At 63.6% G+C, this 16,457-nt stretch carries 9 protein-coding genes; 8 read left to right on the forward strand and 1 reads right to left on the reverse strand.

The window, feature by feature from the left end:
* Positions 1-117: 117 nt before the first annotated feature.
* The 6 genes from KXR72_RS00585 (at position 118) to KXR72_RS00610 (ending at position 10,093) form a co-directional block, all read left to right on the forward strand.
* Positions 118-756: a GNAT family N-acetyltransferase gene (locus KXR72_RS00585; protein WP_437419200.1), complete on the forward strand. Its 639-nt coding sequence runs from the start codon at positions 118-120 to the stop codon at positions 754-756.
* A gap of 150 nt (positions 757-906) precedes the next feature.
* Positions 907-2,628: an autotransporter assembly complex protein TamA gene (locus tag KXR72_RS00590; RefSeq protein WP_437420342.1), complete on the forward strand. Its 1,722-nt coding sequence runs from the start codon at positions 907-909 to the stop codon at positions 2,626-2,628.
* A gap of 8 nt (positions 2,629-2,636) precedes the next feature.
* Positions 2,637-6,311: a translocation/assembly module TamB domain-containing protein gene (locus KXR72_RS00595; protein ID WP_437419201.1), complete on the forward strand. Its 3,675-nt coding sequence runs from the start codon at positions 2,637-2,639 to the stop codon at positions 6,309-6,311.
* A gap of 407 nt (positions 6,312-6,718) precedes the next feature.
* Positions 6,719-8,071, forward strand: a complete 1,353-nt coding sequence (locus KXR72_RS00600; protein WP_437419202.1) for an alanine/glycine:cation symporter family protein — start codon at positions 6,719-6,721, stop codon at positions 8,069-8,071.
* 50 nt (positions 8,072-8,121) lie between these two features.
* Positions 8,122-8,622, forward strand: coding sequence for a thiol peroxidase (gene tpx, locus KXR72_RS00605; protein WP_437419203.1), 501 nt, complete (start codon positions 8,122-8,124; stop codon positions 8,620-8,622).
* 295 nt (positions 8,623-8,917) lie between these two features.
* Positions 8,918-10,093, forward strand: a complete 1,176-nt coding sequence (locus KXR72_RS00610) for an NAD(P)-dependent oxidoreductase (RefSeq protein WP_437420343.1) — start codon at positions 8,918-8,920, stop codon at positions 10,091-10,093.
* A gap of 235 nt (positions 10,094-10,328) precedes the next feature.
* Here the strand turns inward: KXR72_RS00610 and KXR72_RS00615 are convergent, their stop codons facing one another.
* Complete coding sequence (locus KXR72_RS00615) at positions 10,329-11,795, reverse strand: lipid II flippase MurJ (RefSeq protein WP_437419204.1); 1,467 nt, start codon at positions 11,793-11,795, stop codon at positions 10,329-10,331.
* Between the two features lie 269 nt (positions 11,796-12,064).
* Here KXR72_RS00615 and KXR72_RS00620 point away from each other — a divergent pair, with 269 nt between their 5' ends.
* Entirely contained in the window at positions 12,065-13,333 is a 1,269-nt protein-coding gene (locus KXR72_RS00620; RefSeq protein ID WP_437419205.1) for an MdtA/MuxA family multidrug efflux RND transporter periplasmic adaptor subunit, read from the forward strand.
* On the forward strand, positions 13,330-16,410 hold the full coding sequence (locus tag KXR72_RS00625) for an MdtB/MuxB family multidrug efflux RND transporter permease subunit (RefSeq protein ID WP_437419206.1): 3,081 nt from the start codon (positions 13,330-13,332) through the stop codon (positions 16,408-16,410). The genes KXR72_RS00620 and KXR72_RS00625 overlap by 4 nt, the downstream gene beginning before the upstream one ends.
* Positions 16,411-16,457: the final 47 nt, after the last annotated feature.

Raw genomic sequence — 16,457 nt, forward strand, 5'->3', positions numbered from 1 at the left:
TCCCGAAAAAGCGCGATTCTAAACGGCTTATGCCACCACCGGCCAGGCAGGCGGCCAGGCGTGTCGCGCGCGGCGGTGCTACCGTGAACTCAGCCTGACCAGAACAAGAGAGCCACCATGCCCAAGCCCGCCGACGTACGAATGCTGGACAGTGGATACGCCAGGGAGGCCCGCTCGCTGCTGTATCACGCCTACCGTCACGAACCCACCTTTGCTTACCTGTTCGAGGCCGATCGGCCGGGCTACGAGCATCGTGTTCGCGCGACAGTGCGTGAGTTGGTCAACCAGCACCTGACGCAGGAGCAGCCTGCCCTCGGCCTATTGCTGGATGACCGGCTCATTGCCGTCGCGCTCATCGCGCCTCCTCAACGCCGGTTGGACGTGACCGAAAGTTGGTTCTGGCGCATGCGCATGCTGCTCACTGCAGGGTTTCGCTGTACCCGTCGCTACCTGGATTACCACGCCACCGTGCTGGGTTGCCTGCCGCCCGGCAGTTATCACCTGTTGCCCTTGATGGCCGTGCATCCGCAGTACCAGGGGCAGCACTATGGCGAGCAGCTGCTCGAAGCACTGCATAACTGGTGTGCCCAGGACACCCGCTCCGAGGGGTTGATGATCGATACGGGCAACCCGCGCTACCTGCATTTCTATGAGCGGCAGGGCTACCAGAACGTCGGTCAGGTGGCGATCGGGCCGGTGGTCGAGCATGTGTTTTTCCATCCGGCGCCGCAGGTTGTCGAAGCCGGCGTCGGCTGATGGCGAATTTTGCGGCGCCTGCGCAGTCGAAACGGCGGGTTAGCGATGAAGTCAGTCTATGCCTTGGGTTATGCCGTCCCTGCCGTGCAATGCGTATCGATGTGGCACCGGAAGCCGGTGCGTGTCGTGCTAGCATCGCTCGCCATGTCTATTTCACTGTGCCGCCGTGTGGTTCCGGCCGGCCTTGTCCTGTTGCTTGCGGCTCCGGTTTTTGCAGCGGAGCTCGACGTCGATGTCGAGCCGTCCAATGGTGCCCTGCGCGAGAACGTCGAAAACTACATTGGCGACCTAGGCGACCGCAGTGAGGACGAACTGCTGCGCTACAGCCGCATCGTTCACGATCAGGCGGAGAAAGCGCTTCAAGCGCTGGGGCATTACAACGCCACGATCGAGACGGAGGTCATCGGCGGTGAGCCGCCGCGCTTGCGGGTACGCATTGAGCCGGGCGATCCGGTACGGCTGCGCAATGTCACCTTGCGGGTAGACGGCCCGGCCTCACAACTCCAGACCTTCCGCGTCCCCCGTAACCGGCTCAAACCCGGCGAGGCGCTCAACCACGGCGAGTACGAAAGCGCCAAACAACAGATTCTCAACCAGGCATCCCGGTACGGCTTTTTCGATGGCCGTTTCGTCCGCCAGCGCCTGGCGATAGACCCGGCGCAGAACACGGCCGATGTCGAGTTGGTGTTCGAGAGCGGCCCGCGCTATCGACTGGGTGACGTTGCCTTCGAAGGCGATTCGCCGTTCGACCCCGACCTGCTCGCGCGCATGGTGCCCTTCGAGCCCGATACGCCTTATGACTCCGAGCTGATTGCGGACCTCAACCAGGCGATGCAGTCGAGTGGCTACTTCGAGGGCGTCCGGGTGGACGCCAACCCGTCCAATGCTCAGGCGCAGCGCATCCCCGTTTCCGTGCTGCTCACCACGCGTGATCCCCGCACGCTGGGCCTCGGCCTCGGCTTTTCCACGGATGTCGGCCCGCGTGTGCGTTTCGACTTCCTGCGTCACTGGGTCAACCCGCAGGGGCACAGCTACGGTATCGAGTCGGAGCTATCGGCGCCGCGGCAAAACATCGGGCTCTGGTACGACGTGCCACTAGATCCGCCGCTCACCGACAAGTTGCGCTACGCCGCTGGCTACCAGTACGAGCAGATCGCCGACGACGACAGCCTCAGCCAATTGCTCACCATTGGGCCGGAATGGCACCGAAAATTACCCAGCGGATGGCAGCGTATCTGGTCGCTCAAATGGCGCCACGAGCGCTACGAACTGGGGGACGATACGGGCATCAGTAGGCTGCTGATGCCCGGTGTGGCGTACAGCTACCTGCGCAGCGACAATCGCATCAACCCGAACCGCGGCTACCGTCTGGAATTCGAACTGGCTGCGGCGAAGAAGGGCCTGCTTTCCGACGCCGATCTGATCCATGCCAACGCGACCGTGAAGGGGCTGACCACGTTGGGTGGGCGGCATCGCTTTCTCGGGCGGGTACAGGTTGGCGGCAACTGGACCGACGAGTACACCAACGTGCCGCCGTCTCTGCGCTATTTCGCCGGTGGCGACCAAAGCGTCCGAGGCTACGACTACCAGAGCCTGTCGCCGACCAATTCCGACGGCGACCGCATCGGCGGGCGCTATCAGCTGGCGGTCAGCGCCGAGTACCAGTTTTCGATCAACGAACAGTGGCGCGTGGCGACTTTCGTCGATCAAGGCAACGCGTTCAATTCCCTGGAGATTCCGTCGCTCAAGAGCAGCGTCGGTCTTGGCGTGCGCTGGGTATCGCCGGTCGGGCCGATCCGTGTCGACCTGGCGCATCCGCTTGATGGCGAGGGCGGGGTGCGCCTGCATTTTTCGATGGGGCCCGAATTGTGAGGCGTGGTGTGCGGATCATCGGGTGGGTATTGCTGGCGGTCGTCGCGCTCATCCTTCTCCTGGTACTGGCGGTGGGTGCGGTGCTCGGCACCGGTGCGGGCAGCCGCTGGGTGCTGGAAAAGGTGCCCGGCTTGGAAGTCGAGGCCTTCGAGGGGCGGCTCGCCGGTCGCTGGCGGGCCGACCGTCTGGTCTGGGAGCAAAACGGCAAGCGAGTCGAAGTCGCCGAGCCGCGGATGGATTGGTCGCCGTCATGCCTGCTCCGCCGGACTCTGTGCATCGAGGCGCTGGTCGCAGGCGATATCGACGTGCATATTCCGCCCGGCCCCGACGAGCCGAGCAGCGGACCGATTGAACTGCCGGAATTGAAACTGCCACTGGCGCTTCGCATCGAGCGGGTCGAAGTCGGCCAGGTTCAGTTCAACGGGGCCGAACAGCTGCAGGAATTGTCGCTGCGCGCCGATTGGCGGCGCGAAGGGCTCGACATAGGTGCGCTGCAGATTCGCCGTTCCGACCTGTCCGCTGACATGGCGGGGAGGCTGGTGCCCGAAGGCGACTGGCCATTGGACGTGAGTGGCGCCGTCGCGCTCCGCTCACCCAGTGAACAACCCTGGGCAGTCATGCTCCGCGCGACCGGTGAGTTGCGTGAGCACCTGATGCTTGATGTACAAAGCCAGGGCTACCTGGACGCGCGCATCAGCGGCCGGATCAGGCCCCTCGAAGAGGACCTGCCCGCACACCTGGTGGTTGCTGTCGATGACTTCAAAGCCAGCCCCGAGCTACCCGATGCCTTGCGCCTGGAGCGGCTTGAAGTGAGCGCCGAGGGTGATATGCAGCAGGGCTACCGGCTGGCAGGCGAGGGCAACCTACAGGGCGAAGGCGGTGCGGTCGGCCTTCGCCTCAGCGCGATTGTCGATGCCGAGCAGGCACGCATCGAGCAGCTGCTGCTCGACGCCGGGGAAGATCGGACGGTGTCACTCAAGGGGGAGGCAGGCTGGACGGACGGACTGCGCGCCGATGCCGCGCTGGCCTGGCGTGATTTTCCCTGGCGGCGTCTTTACCCGGACGTCGACGAGCCACCCGTTGCCCTGCGCCGGCTCGACGCGCAGGTGCAATACGACGACGGCAACTACCTCGGCAACTTCGACGCGGGCCTGTCTGGCCCAGCGGGCGACTTCAGCCTGCGCAGCCCAGTCAGCGGCAATCTCGAGGTGGTCCATCTGCCGCAATTGGAGCTCGTGGCGGGGCAGGGGCGTGCCGCGGGTAACCTGAGCATCGGCTTTGCAGACGGCATCGATTGGAAGACCCGGCTCGAGCTGAGCCAGCTCGACCCAGCGTACTGGGTCGCCGAGCTACCTGGCCAGCTGCGCGGCACGCTCACCAGTGAGGGCAGCCTTCATGAAGCCCTTCAGGCCCAGGCGCAACTCGACCTGGACGGCACGCTCCGGCGCCAACCCTTGCAACTGCAATTACGCGCCAGCGGAGAAGGGGCGGACTGGGAGGTACCAACCCTGGACCTGCGGCTCGGCGACAACCGCGTACAAGGGCGCGCAAGCCTGGGCGACGCGCTGCGCGCAGAGCTGGAATTGGATCTGCCTCGACTGGCGCAGCTGTGGCCACACCTGACAGGGCGCGTATCCGGTGGTCTGAAGCTTGCCGGAACGCTGGACGCTCCACAGGGCACGCTCGAACTCGAAGGGAATGGCCTCGCTCTAGAGGCGAACCAGGTTAACCGTCTGCAAGTGTCAGCGGCGCTCACTGAAGGCCAGCGAGGGCGGTTGCGCCTGGACGCAACCGGCATTGGAGTAGGCGAGACCGACGTTGGCGCGCTGGGCTTGTCTGCCAGTGGCACGGCTGAGGCCCACAGCGCGGAGCTCGCACTGCAGGGGCCCATTGTCGACCTGGACCTTGCACTCGCGGGTGGTCTCAGCGGGGACGACTGGCGCGGTCGGTTGCTGAGCGCGGAGATCGAGGCCGAAAGCCAACGTTGGACCCTTCGCCAGCCTGCCAGGCTCGAGCGATTGGCAAGCGGGCGGATCGATCTCGGCGCCCATTGCTGGGCTTCCGGCCCGGCATCCCTTTGCGCAGAGGACCAGCGCCTGGCTCCAGATCCGCGGTTGCGCTATCACCTCAGGGACTTCCCGCTCGATTCACTGGCCGGATACCTGCCGGAAAACCTCGCCTGGCAGGGCGAACTCAATGCCGACCTGTCGCTGGACATTCCTGCCGCTGGGCCGACCGGTAGTGTTCGGGTCGACGCAGGGCCAGGAACCTTACGTATCCGCGAGGGCGAACGATGGCTGGATTTCCCATACAGCACGCTGGCGTTGAGCAGCGACCTCGCCCCGTCGCGTATCGACAGCCAGCTCAATTTCGAAGGCGGGCCGCTCGGCTCGCTGGCGGTCAACCTGCAGATCGACCCCGCCGGAGAGCAAAAGCCCATTTCTGGTGATTTCCGCCTGCGTGAGCTTGATCTTTCCGTGGCGCGTCCCTTCATCGCGCAGGTCGATCGCTTCGAAGGCCAGCTCAACGGCAGCGGCACGCTATCTGGCACGCTGACCAAGCCTCAGGTCACCGGCGAGTTGAATCTCACCGGCGGCGAGATCGCCGGTAGCGAATTGCCGGTGAGCTTCGAACAACTGCAGCTGCAGGCGCGCATCGATGGGGAACGATTGCAGCTGGACGGCGATTGGCGCAGCGGCGAGCAAGGCCGCGGCGCGATCGGCGGCCACGTCGCTTGGGGCGATTCGCTGGACCTGGACATCAGCGTCAAGGGCAGCCGCCTGCCGGTGATCGTCGAGCCCTACGCAGAACTCGAAGTCGAGCCTGATTTGCGGTTGCAGCTCGCTGGCGACGCCTTGGCGGTGGTCGGCAAGGTGCGCGTACCACGTGGCACGATTACGGTACGTGAGCTGCCGCCGTCGACCGTCAAGGTGTCGAGCGATGCGGTGATCGTTGGCGAGGAAGCTGAAGACACGCAGCCGCCGCTGGCCATGCGCATGGACATCCAGGTCGAAGTCGGCCAGGACAGGCTGCGCTTTTCCGGCTTCGGCCTGACCGCGGACCTGGCGGGGTATCTGCACATTGGCGACAACCTCGATGCCCGCGGCGAGCTGAATCTGAACAATGGACGTTACCGCGCCTACGGGCAGCGCTTGACCATCCGCCGTGCCCGCCTGTTGTTCACGGGTGTGCTGGCGCAGCCTTTCCTGGATATCGAAGCGATACGCCGGATCGAGGCGGACAACGTCATCGCCGGCCTGCGCATCACCGGCAGTGCCGAACAGCCGCGGGTGGATGTGTTCTCCGAACCGGCGATGAGTCAGGAGCAGGCACTGTCCTATCTCGTTCTCGGCCGGCCGCTCGGAGCCGAAACCGGCGATAACAACATGCTGGCGCAGGCGGCGTTGGGGCTGGGGCTGGCAGGTAGCGCATCGGTGACGGGTAACGTCGCGCAGCGCCTTGGCATCCAGGACTTTCAACTGGACACCGAGGGTAGCGGCAATGACACCAGTGTGGTCGCCAGTGGCCGCATCACCGATCGCCTGACGCTTCGTTACGGCGTGGGTGTATTCGAGCCGGCCAACACCATTGCGCTGCGGTACCAATTGACCAAGCGCATCTTCCTCGAGGCGGCAAGCGGGTTGGCCAGTTCTCTCGATGTGTTCTATCGGCGCAACTTCTGACTGGCACCCGCTCCGCTGGCAAAAATATCTGCCCGTCACGCTGGCGCACCTGCCTGGCTCGGCTACGCTGAGCAGGCTTACGTAACCGGTAACCTGCTGCCCTTCAGCGCATGACCTGTGGGTCGTTTTTCGGTTTCCAGGACAAGGGCCCGGCCCGCTATTTCAGGCTGGCGCCAAGTGTGCAGGGTGGTGGTAGGATCGCCCGGTCGCTCCTTGCAAGGCAGCCGCCGCTTGGCTCTACCACGGGCCGTGGCAGCTGCCGGCAATGACGCCACATTGACGTGGTGCCATTGCCGCGCCGCGTGTGCTCTTGTGATCGGCTGGCTTCGTTTGGCTACAGAGGTACACAGCTGGCACGCGGCCCGCATGGGCAAGGATGTCTAACATAACGAATAAGGGTGCCTTGAATGGAATTCCTGCAAAACCTCGTCAACAGCGTCAACGGGCTCGTCTGGGGCCCACCCATGCTGGTGCTGATCCTCGGTACCGGCCTTTTCCTGATGGTCATGCTCAAGTTCATGCCGCTGGTGCGGATCGGTACCGGTTTCGCCCTGATTTGGCGCGGCCGTGCCAAGGGCGATGAGGCGACGGGCGAAATCAGCCCGTTCCAGGCGCTGATGACCTGCCTGGCGGCTACGGTCGGTACGGGTAACATCGCGGGTGTCGCCACGGCGATTTTCCTCGGCGGCCCGGGTGCGCTGTTCTGGATGTGGTGTACCGCTCTGGTGGGCATGGCGACCAAATATTGTGAGGTCGTGCTGGCTGTCCACTACCGCGAGAAGGACGAGCGCGGCGAGCACGTCGGCGGTCCCATGTATGCGATCAAGAACGGGCTGGGCAAGCGCTGGCTGTGGCTCGGTGGCGCATTCGCGATATTCGGTGGCCTGGCCGGCTTCGGCATCGGCAATATGGTGCAGGTGAACAGCATGGCGCTGGCCCTGGAAGCTACCTTCGCCGTGCCCCTGTGGGTCACCGGCCTGGTAACCATGGTCTTCGTCGGGCTGGTGATCCTTGGCGGCATCAAGCGGATTGGCAAGGTTGCCGCGGCGCTGGTGCCGTTCATGTGCGTGGCCTACATCATTGCCGGGATCGTCGTGCTGGTGGTCAACGCCGAGAGCATTCCCGGCGCGTTCAGCCTGATCTTCACCCATGCATTCACGCCCATCGCGGCCACAGGCGGCTTCGCCGGTGCGGCGGTCATGGCGGCGATCCGCTTCGGTGTCGCACGCGGCATCTTCTCCAACGAGGCCGGTCTTGGTACTGCAGGGATCGCGCAGGCAGCCGGTACCACCCAGAGCTCGGTACGCTCGGGCCTGATCGGCATGATGGGCACCTTCATCGACACCATCATCATCTGCACCATCACGGGCCTGGCGATCATCTGCTCGGGTGTCTGGACCAGCGGTGAGAGCGGAGCGGCACTGTCAGCCGCCGCGTTCGAGCAGGCGATGCCGGGCGTTGGCGGCCCTCTGCTGACCATCGCGCTGGTGGTGTTCGCGTTCACTACCATCCTCGGCTGGAGCTACTTCGGCGAACGCTGCTGGGAATTCATGGTCGGCACCAAAGCGATCTGGCCCTTCCGCATTATCTGGGTCGTCGCCGTACCGTTCGGCGCGATCGCTCAACTGGATTTCGCCTGGCTGCTGGCGGACACCCTCAACGGTCTGATGGCCATTCCGAACCTGGTTTCGCTGCTGCTGCTGAGCCCGGTCGTAGTCAAGTTGACCCGTGAGTATTTCGCCCGCACCCATTCAGCCTGATCAACCTGGGCCACGAGACGCTCTCGTGGCCACGACCACTAGGAGTCCACATGACTGATGTCACGCTGCGAGGCAACCCAATCAAGGTTGCCGGTACCTTTCCCGCTCAGGGCGACAAGGCCAAGCCATTCAGCCTGGTCAACGGCGACTTGGCCGACGTGGGCCTCGATGCCTTTGCCGGCAAGCGCAAGGTGCTGAATATTTTCCCCAGCATCGATACCCCGACGTGTGCGACGTCGGTCCGCAAATTCAACGCCCAGGCCAATGACCTGGCCAATACGGTGGTGCTGTGCATCTCGGCGGACCTTCCGTTTGCGCAGAAGCGCTTCTGCGGCGCGGAAGGGCTGGAGAACGTGGTCAACCTCTCGACGATGCGCGGCCGTGAATTTCTCGAGGACTACGGCGTGCTGATCGCAAGCGGACCGCTCGCGGGTGTATCGGCTCGTGCTGTCGTGGTTCTGGATGAGAACGATCAGGTCCTGCACAGTGAGCGGGTCGCAGAAATCGGCACGGAGCCCGACTACGCCGCGGCTCTGGCTGCTTTGAAGTAACGTCGGAATAGGGGAACAGTGCAACGCTGTTCCCTCCGACTGGTTTTTTGACGGCATAAATCCTGCCTGTCTTGCCGTCTCGCTAGGCAATCCCAATTGGCCCGATCCCCCACCAGCCCTTAGGTTTTAAGTGGCTTGGGCATGGCGAGATGCACCAGTCTTATGGCGATAGGCCAGTTTTATCGCTGCCGCCACAATCTTTCGGTTTCGCTGCGGTCCTAGCCTTCGTTGCCCTTTGAATGGATTCGCTATGTATAACTCCAATACCAAGAAGATCGGTGTATCCGGCACGGGCATGATTGCTCACTGCTTCATCCGGTTGATCAAGCAGCATTATCAGGATCTGGAGATCTCCCACGTTCTGACCCGTCGGCCACTCCATTCATTGGCTGACTTCCCCCTTTCTGACCGCCTGACCCAATCTGTCGACCAGTTGATGGCCGGCGCCGACCTGATCGTCGAATGCAGCGGTGACGTTTTTCACGGTACCGAGGTCATCGAGCGCGCATTCGAGGCGGGGCTGCCCGTGGTCACGGTCAACGCAGAGCTACAAGTCACCACGGGTTCCTATCTCGCTGGCAAAGGGTTACTGACCGAGGCCGAGGGCGACCAGCCGGGCTCGTTGGCAGCGTTGCACGAGGAGGCCTTGATGATGGGCTTCACGCCCCTCGTATACGGCAACATGAAGGGCTACCTGAACCACAATCCGTCTCCCGAGGACATGGCCTACTGGGCCAAGCGGCAGGGCATCAGCGTCGACCAGACGACGTCCTTCACCGATGGCACCAAGGTGCAGATAGAGCAAGTGATCGTCGGCAATGGCCTCGGCGCGACGATCACCCGTCAAGGACTCGAAGGCTTGGCCTCAACCAACCTGACCGAGACGGGCAACCTGCTCGGATTGATGTCCGAACGTATCGGCCAGCCGTTCGTCGATTACGTCATCCCGGCGGGATACCCTGCCGGCGGCGTGTTTCTCGTCTGCCGGCATGACGATGAGCAGCAGGCAGCGCTTGAGTACTTCAAGCTGGGGCCAGGCCCGTTCTATACGCTGGTCCGGCCGTTCCACCTGTGTTCCCTTGAGGTCGGCAAGACCGTACGAAGGGTACTCAACGGCGGCGGTGTGCTGTTGAACAACTCGACGAGCCCGACCCTTGGCGTCGCGGCCATTGCCAAGCGTGCAATGCGCCCGGGCGAGTTGATCGAGCGTGGCATAGGCGGGTTTCAGTTCCGGGGCGAGGCCGTCAGGCTCGATGACGAACCGGATCATGTCCCCATTGGCCTGCTTCGCAAGACGGCGCTCAAGCGTGCCGTCGAGCCGGGCCAGCTGATCACCTTCGAGGATGTCGACATCCTGCCGAGCCGCGCGTTGGACATCGTCCTGGCGCAACGCGAAGCCCGCAAGGCGGCGCCTGTTGCTGCAGACGGGGTTGGCGGGGTATCGGTTGGCATGCTTGCACTGGGAAGCTGAGCTCGAGCACAGAACGGCAGGTTAGTCGAGATGACCGGTGACGAGCACAGTCCGGCACCGGGTGAGGAGCGACGACGCCCGCGGGTCAGGCTTAGCTACGTGGGCTGACTGAGCTCGCAGGCAGAGCCCGTTTCCGCCGAAACGGCGCCGTCCAGTCAGCGCAGAGATGTCGAAGCCCCATCCATGCTCACCGCATAACGGCGGCAAGCCTTGAGGTCGTGCGGCGATGCCCGGTTCAGGCGCGCTTCATCGACCAATAGCTCGGCTTGAACAGGTCACGCTCACCGAGCAGCAGCACGCCGGCTGCGAACGCAGCCAGGACCAGCCCGATATACAGGCAAAGCTGAAGCAGACCGTGCGGGGTCGGTGCCCAGTGCAAGGCTGCGAACACTGCCGCTGCGGTCGCAATCCAGCGCAGCAGCAGGCTCGCTGCGATCCCGCGAGGCGATGCGCGGCGCACATAAAGCCCCATGAAGGTAGCTTGAATCAGCGCACCGCAGGTGAAGGCGAACGCCAGCCCCTCAGCACCATGGCTGCGATAGAGAATCGCATCGAGGCCGACGGTAAGCGCCGAGCTGATCAAGGTGATGACCAGAAACAGCCGCGCCTGGTGCTGCGCCAGCAACGCACGGCCCCAGAGCAACGCCAACCCCTGCGCTGGTAGGCCGATGGCGTAGATCACGACGAGCGAGGCCGTCGCAACGGTCTGGCTGGCACCGAACTGCCCGCGCTCCAGCAGGACCGCAACCACCGTTTCCGGGAACGAGCAGAGCGCGACAGTGGCCGGAACCAGGAACAGCAGCGTAGCGAGCAGGCCCTTACGCACCAGGGCCGCGTGCTCGGCGTGGTTCCCATCGTTCCAACTGGACACGAAGCGGGGAAACAACACCGAAAGCACCGACATCGCATAAAGCGTCAGTGGGATGGTGACGATGCGAAACGCAAACGACAGCATCGTGATACTGCCTTCGTCCAGGAATGACGCAAACATCCGCTCGGCCAGGATGCACCCTTGTTGAGCGCCCGCCGCCACCAGAACTGGCGCGAAAGCCAGCCCGAAGCTGCCCGCATGACCTTGGGTCTCGACGTTCGTACCGCCGCGCAGGTAATGGACGCGCTTGTGCTGAACCAGGATCAGCGCCAGTTGCGGCAGCAGCATGCCGATGAAAATCACCATGCCCCGCGGTTCGAACAGCAGGATGCCGATAATGGCGCCCGCGTTGAGCAGCACCGTGCGGGTCATCGGCAGGATGAACACGTCGTCCATGTTCAACAGCGCACCTTGGCAATAGAGCACCGCTTGGACAGCAACCAGCAACGCGCCGACGCAGAACACCAGCTGGCCGGCCGAAACCTGGCTGTCGGACCATCCCGGGGCCAGGGCGGTGAGTAACCAGTAGCTGCCGAGAATGGCCAAGGCGCTTGTGCCCACGCCGATCAGCGTCACCCGCCAATAGAGCCAGCGTGCAACCGTTTCGAACAGGGCCTCGGACTGGCTGCGCAACCGCTGCAGGTAGGGAATCATCGCGTCGCGCAGGGCGAGGCCCAGAAAGTTCTCGAAGAACAATGGGAGGATGAGGGCGACGAAGATCAGGTCCGCTTCCCAGCTGAGGCCAAAGGCCTTGGCGATGAACAGGTCGCGCAGGAAACCGAGCAGAAAGCTGGCGACAGTCAACGCCAGGATGACCAGTGATGCATTCATTCCTTGATCCTGTACAGGCCGCGAGCTCGAGGCCTGGTAAAGCGGGGCGCGGGGGAGACACGCGCCACCGGGACAGTTCCGTGAGTTCTGTCCGCCGGACGCGGCGGTAGAACGATACATAGACTGGACGCGCCGGACATGGTTCCAGGCGTCGAGCCGCCGACCAGAGCGATCTGTCACGCATCGATACGTAAAAATGCCGTAAATCCCCTTTGCGAGCGGGGCGCCACTGCTTATGGTTCACGCTCTTTTTCAGGCGAACCGAATTCATGTCAGAGGCAAGCACTTCTTCTGCGTCCGTACGGCGCTGGTTGATCGTAGGGCTGGTGCTCATCGCGATCGTCGTTCTGGTCTGGTGGCTGTGGCCCAGCGCTGCGGAGCAGCCACAACAGGGGCCGCGTGGTCGCCCCGGATTCGGTGCGTTTGGCGGGGCAACGCCCGTGCGCGTCGCGACCGTGGAGGAGGGTGCATTCGAGGTGTATGAAAAAGCGCTCGGCACCGTCACGCCGCTGAACACGGTAAACGTGCGCAGCCGTGTCGCCGGCGAGCTGGTCGAGGTGAAATTCGAAGAAGGTCAGCGCGTTTCGGAAGGTGACCTGCTGGCGGTCATCGACCCGCGTCCCTACGAAGTCGCGCTGCAGCAGGCGGAAGGCACGTTGCGGCAAAACCAGGCGCAGCTGAAGAACGCCCAAGTCGATCTGGAGCGCTACCGCGGACTCTTCGCCGACGACAGCATTGCCAAGCAGACCCTCGACACCCAGCAGGCGCTGGTCGGTCAGTACCAGGGCACCATCGCCAGCAACCAGGCAGCGGTCAATGAAGCCAAGCTGAACCTAGCGTTCACCCAGATTCGCGCACCCATTGACGGCCGTGCCGGCCTCCGCCAGTTGGACAAGGGCAACTTGGTCAGCGCCAACGACACCACACCGCTCGTGGTGATTACCCAGACCCAACCCATGGCGATTACCTTCACCTTGCCAGAAGGCGAGCTGACCCCCGTGCTGACACGTTTCCGTCGAGGTGACCCGCTGGCCGTGCAGGCCTGGGACCGAAGCGAGCGCGTGCTCTTCGGCGAGGGTGTACTGGAGAGCCTCGACAACCAGATCGACGCGACCACCGGTACGCTCAAGCTCAAGGCACGCTTCGATAACGAGGCGGAACTGCTGATTCCCAATCAGTTCGTCAACATCCGGCTGCGTGTCGAGCGGCTCGAAAACGCCGTGCTGATCCCATCGGCCGCCTTGCAATTTGGTTCACGCGGCAACTTCGCCTACGTCGTAGGCGACGATTCCAAGGTCGAGTTGCGTGTCGTCGAGGTCGGCCCCAGCGATGGTGAACGCACCGTCATCACCCAGGGTTTGGCGGCAGGTGAGCGGGTCGTGATGGAAGGCACCGACCGCCTGCGCGACGGCGCCGAGGTCGAAGTGGTCGACCGTGAGCAGCTCGAGCGGCAAGCCGCTGAAAGCCCCAAGGTCGAAACTCAAGGCGGTGAGCAAGACCAACGGCCGGCTCAAGGCCAGGGGCGCCCGACGCGATGAATATCTCGCGGCTGTTCATCCTGCGGCCGGTCGCGACGACGCTGACCATGATCGCGATCTTCCTGGCCGGGATGATCGCCTACCGGTTGTTGCCCGTCGCCGCCTTGCCCCAGGTCGACTACCCGACCATCCGGGTCATGACGCTCTATCCAGGCGCGAGTCCAGAGGTCATGACCAGCGCCGTGACCGCACCGCTCGAGCGCCAGTTCGGCCAAATGCCGGGCCTGACGCAGATGTCATCGACCAGCTCAGGTGGCGCATCGGTCATCACCCTGCGTTTCTCGCTGGAGGTCGAGCTAGATGTCGCCGAGCAGGAAGTCCAGGCGGCCATCAATGCTGCAGACAACCTGTTGCCCAGCGACCTCCCGGCGCCCCCGGTCTATAACAAGGTAAACCCGGCCGATACGCCGGTCATGACGCTGGCGGTCACATCCGAAAGCCTGGCACTGCCGCAACTGCACGACCTGGTCGACACGCGCATGGCGCAGAAGCTCGCGCAGATCAGCGGTGTCGGTATGGTCAGCATCGCCGGGGGCCAGCGGCCAGCCGTGCGCATCCAGGTCAACCCCGAGGCGCTCGCGTCCTATGGGCTATCGCTGGCGGATGTGCGCTCGTTGGTCACAAGCTCCAACGTGAACCAGCCCAAGGGGAATTTCGATGGCCCGACACGGGTCTCGATGCTCGATGCCAACGACCAGTTGAAGACTCCCGAGGAGTATGCCGAGCTCATCCTGGCCTATCAGGACGGAGCGGCCTTGCGCCTGAAGGATGTCGCCAGCACCAGCGCCGGCGCGGAGAATGAACGGCTCGCCGCCTGGGCCAACCAGAGCCAGGCCGTGCTGCTGAATATCCAGCGCCAGCCGGGCGCCAACGTAATCGAAGTGGTCGAGCGCATCCAGGCGCTGCTGCCTGAAGTCCAGGCCAGCATGCCGGCAGGCCTGGACGTGGTGGTGCTCACCGACCGGACCCAGACCATTCGCGCCGCCGTGACCGACGTTCAGCATGAACTCATGCTGGCCACGGTACTGGTCGTCCTGGTCACCTTCCTGTTTCTCAAGAAATTCTCTGCCACGGTCATTCCGTCGATTGCGGTACCGCTGTCGCTGGTCGGCACGTTTGCAGTCATGTACCTGGCCGGATTCTCGCTGAACAACCTGACGTTGATGGCGCTAACCATCGCAACCGGTTTCGTCGTGGATGACGCCATCGTCATGCTTGAGAACATCGCGCGACACGTGGAGGAGGGCGAGACACCGCTTCAGGCCGCACTCAAAGGGGCCAGGCAGATCGGCTTCACCCTGGTCTCGCTGACCCTGTCACTGATCGCCGTGCTCATCCCGCTGCTCTTCATGCAGGACGTGGTCGGCCGCCTGTTCCGTGAATTCGCCATCACCCTTGCCGTCGCGATCCTCATTTCGCTCGTCGTCTCCCTGACCCTAACTCCGATGATGTGCGCCAAATTACTCAAACCGGTTTCGGTCGAAGGCAAAGGCCCGGACTGGGTCGAGCGACTGATCGGGGGTTATTCACGCTGGCTCACCTGGGTCCTGGCGCACCAGACGCTGACCCTGCTCGTCGCCGTCGGCACGCTGGCGTTGACCGTCGTGTTGTACCTCGCCGTGCCCAAGGGCTTCTTCCCGGTTCAGGACACGGGCGCGATCCAGGGCATCAGCGAGGCGCCTCAGTCGATCTCTTTCCGAGAGATGAGTGTGCGGCAGCAATCGTTGGCTGAGGTGATCCTCGCCGATCCCGCAGTCGAAAGCCTGTCGTCCTACATCGGTGTAGACGGCGACAACGTGACGCTCAACAGTGGTCGGTTGTTGATCAACCTCAAACCGCACGCCGAGCGGGACGTTACCGCGAACCAGGTGATCGACCGTCTGCGCCCCGCGCTGGCGAAGCTGCCCGGCATCGAACTGTACATGCAGCCCGTACAGGATCTTTCGATCGAAGACCGGGTGAGCCGCACGCAATTCCAGTTCAGCCTGGAGTCACCCGACATGACCTTGCTGCAGACGTGGACGCCACGGCTGGTCGAGGCCCTGCGCGCGCAGCCCGAGCTGACCGATGTCGCCAGTGACCTGCAAAGCGATGGCCTGCAGATTTACCTCGACATCGACCGCGACGCGGCCGCGCGGTTGGGCATCGAGGTGTCGGCCATCACCGATGCGCTCTACGATGCCTTCGGTCAGCGGCAGATCTCGACCATTTTTACCCAGGCCAGCCAGTACCGAGTGGTGCTGGAAGCTGAGGCGGGCAATCGGCTCGGCGCCAAGGCGCTCGAACAGGTCTTCGTGCAGAGCGAGGGTGGCACACCGGTGCGGCTGTCGAGCCTGGCGACGCTGGAGCAACGCAACGCGCCGCTGCTGATCAACCACATCGGGCAGTTCCCGGCGGTGACCCTGTCGTTCAACCTGGCTGATGGCGTCTCGCTGGGCCACGCGGTGGAGGTGATCGAGCGCGTCGAGCAGGAGATTGGCATGCCGGCCGGTATTCAGACCCGCTTCCAGGGCGCCGCCGAGGCGTTCCGCGCGTCATTGTCGAGCACGCTGCTGCTGATCTTGGCTGCGGTGGTGACCATGTACATCGTGCTCGGCGTGCTCTACGAGAGCTACATCCACCCAATCACAATTCTTTCCACGCTGCCTTCGGCGGCAGTCGGCGCGCTATTGGCGCTACTGCTGACCGGCAACGACTTGGGCTTGATCGCGATCATCGGAATCATTTTGCTGATCGGCATCGTCAAGAAGAACGCGATCATGATGATCGACTTCGCTCTGGAGGCCGAACGCAACCAAGGCATGAGCCCGGCGGATGCCATCTACCGCGCGGCGCTGCTGCGTTTCCGTCCGATCCTGATGACGACCATGGCCGCGCTCTTTGGCGCCATCCCACTGATGCTGGCTTCCGGCTCGGGTGCCGAACTGCGCCAGCCGCTGGGCCTGGTGCTGGTCGGTGGGCTGCTGCTGAGTCAGTTGCTGACCTTGTTCACTACGCCCGTGATCTACCTGTTCTTTGATCGCTTGGGGCACCGGTTTGCCCGCAAGGGCGGCGCGGAGCAGGAGGCCAGCGCATGACCGTTTCGAAAACGCGTCGGCGGCTGGCGGGTGAATGGCGCGCTGAG

Source organism: Stutzerimonas chloritidismutans (genome assembly GCF_051486945.1).
Lineage (GTDB): Bacteria > Pseudomonadota > Gammaproteobacteria > Pseudomonadales > Pseudomonadaceae > Stutzerimonas > Stutzerimonas chloritidismutans_B.